The 2,533-nt window shown below is 46.4% G+C and carries 1 protein-coding gene and 1 pseudogene; both read left to right on the top strand.

Annotated elements, in window-relative coordinates; all coding sequences use genetic code 11:
* A pseudogene (locus tag RYL27_RS11385) lies at positions 1-1,491 on the top strand (PolC-type DNA polymerase III); the annotation flags it as partial.
* 152 nt (positions 1,492-1,643) lie between these two features.
* Positions 1,644-2,533: GTP-binding protein (locus RYL27_RS11390; protein ID WP_314967229.1), on the top strand; the 890-nt coding region annotated here is incomplete at its 3' end.

Genomic DNA, 2,533 nt, shown 5'->3' on the forward strand with positions numbered 1-2,533 from the left:
GACCGTTTAGGCTTTGATATTCCCTTTGAAACCTTCCTCGGTTTTGACGGAGATAAGGAGCCGGATATCGACTTAAACTTCTCCGGAGAGTATCAGGCAAAGGCACATGCCTACACAGGAACGATTTTCGGGGAAGAAAATACCTTTAAGGCCGGAACAATCGGTACGCTTGCCGAAAAGACGGCCTACGGTATGATCAAGAATTACTATGAAGAAAGAGGAGAGCAGAAGCGCAATGCGGAGATTGATCGCCTTGTGCAGGGCCTGACCGGAATCCGGAGAACTACAGGACAGCACCCCGGAGGAATTGTCGTGCTTCCCCATGGAGAGGACATCAATACCTTTACCCCGGTGCAGCACCCCGCCAATGATGTGGAAAGCTCGATTATTACCACGCACTTTGACTATCATAAGATTGACCATAACCTCTTAAAGCTGGATATTCTCGGGCACGATGATCCGACCATGATAAGAAAGCTGCAGGACTTAACGGGGCTTGATCCGGTAAAAGATATCCCCTTGGATTCTAAAGAAGTCATGTCCTTGTTCCAATCTACGGAAATTCTCGGGATTAAGCCGGAGGACATTCACGGGGTAAAACTCGGTTGTCTCGGAATACCGGAGTTCGGAACCGGCTTTGCGATGCAAATGGTAGTGGATACGAAGCCGCAGTATCTTTCCGACCTGATTCGTATTTCCGGACTTTCCCACGGTACCGATGTGTATCTAAACAATGCGCAGGACCTGATTTTAAACGGGATAACGACTCTTCGTGATGCCATCTGCTGTCGAGACGACATCATGGTTTATCTTATGCATATGGGACTGGATCCCTCCGAAAGCTTTACCATCATGGAAGCCACCAGAAAGCATAAGCCCTTAAAAGAGGAGTGGTGTCAGGACATGCGCGACCACGGTGTACCGGAGTGGTATATCGATGCCTGTAAGAAAATCAAGTACATGTTCCCGAAGGCTCATGCCGCAGCCTATGTCATGATGGCTTACCGTGTAGCTTACTGTAAGGTTTTCTATCCGCGAGAATACTACACGGCATATTATTCCGTGCGTGCGGACGGCTTTGATTTTGATAAAATGTGCTTCGGGGTGGAAAAGCTCCGTTTCTATATGCAGGAGTATCTGGAGAAGGATAAGCTTTCCGCGACAGAAAATCTATGTCTTCGTGATATGCGAATCTGTGAGGAAATGTATGCCAGAGGCATTCGCTTTGCAAAACTCGATATCTATAAGGCAAAGGCCAAGGATTTTCAGATCACGGAAGAAGGAGAAATCATGCCTTCCTTCAGCTGTATAGCGGGACTCGGAGAGGCGGTAGCCCTCGGTCTTGAAGAGGGAGCAAAATACGGTCTCTACCTTTCCAAGGATGATTTTGTGCAAAGAACACATTGCCCGAAGGCATTTGCCGATAAATTCCATGAATTAGGCCTACTTGGAGAAATTCCTCTCTCCAATCAAATCTCTCTTTTTGACTAAGAAGATTGAAATTTTGTCCCTTTTTCGATACAATATGACTATCCATTTTGTTATCAACGAGTTTTCTGTGGGAACGCTTCAGACTCTCGTTGCAAAAGAGGGCTGAATAGAATAGGTTCTCACAAGAAGCTAAGATTGGAGGAAAGGTTTCTATGAAGGTGTATGATACCGGAAGTATTCGTAATGTTGTTCTTTTAGGGCACGGCAGTGCCGGAAAAACGACTGTAGCAGAGTGTCTTTGCTATGTGACCAAAGTGACAAACAGACTGGGCAGCGTAGACGAAGGCAATACCGTTTCCGACTTTGATAAGGAAGAAAAGAAGAGAAAGTTTTCCATTTCCACAAGCTTACTTCCGATTGAGTATAAGGGAGAAGACGGAGATTTAAAGATCAATATTCTGGATACACCGGGTTACTTTGATTTCGTAGGAGAGGTTGAAGAGGCAGTCAGCGCTGCCGATGCCGCCATTATCGTAGTGAACGGAAAATCCGGTATTGAGCCCGGTACCGTAAAGGCATGGGAGCTTTGCGAGGAAAATCATCTTCCCAGACTCTTCTTTGTGACCAATATGGATGACGATAAGGCTTCTTTCCGTCAGCTCGTTTTGGATCTGGAGAAGCGTTTCGGTAAGTCCGTAGCCCCCTTCCAGTTGCCGATTCGTGAAAATGAGAAATTTGTCGGCTTTGTCAATGTCGTTAAGATGGCAGGTCGCCGTTTTACCAATTTAAATGAATATGAGGCTTGTCCGATTCCCGACTATGTGGAGAAGCATTTGAATATTGCCCGTTCTTCCTTACTGGAAGCCGTAGCGGAAAGCTCCGAAGAGCTTATGGAGAAGTACTTTGCGGGAGAAGAATTTACCACGGAAGAAATCCAGAGTGCTTTACGGGAAAATGTAAAGCAATGTAATATTGCCCCGATTCTGATGGGTTCCGGTATCCATGTGCAGGGCTTCAATGTTCTTTTACAGGTTATCGATAAGTATTTCCCGTCCCCGAAAGAGCTGGAGGCTATCGGTGTGGATGCTTCTACCGGCGAGCA

The organism is Oribacterium sinus, assembly GCF_963537195.1.
Taxonomy (GTDB): domain Bacteria; phylum Bacillota; class Clostridia; order Lachnospirales; family Lachnospiraceae; genus Oribacterium; species Oribacterium sinus_A.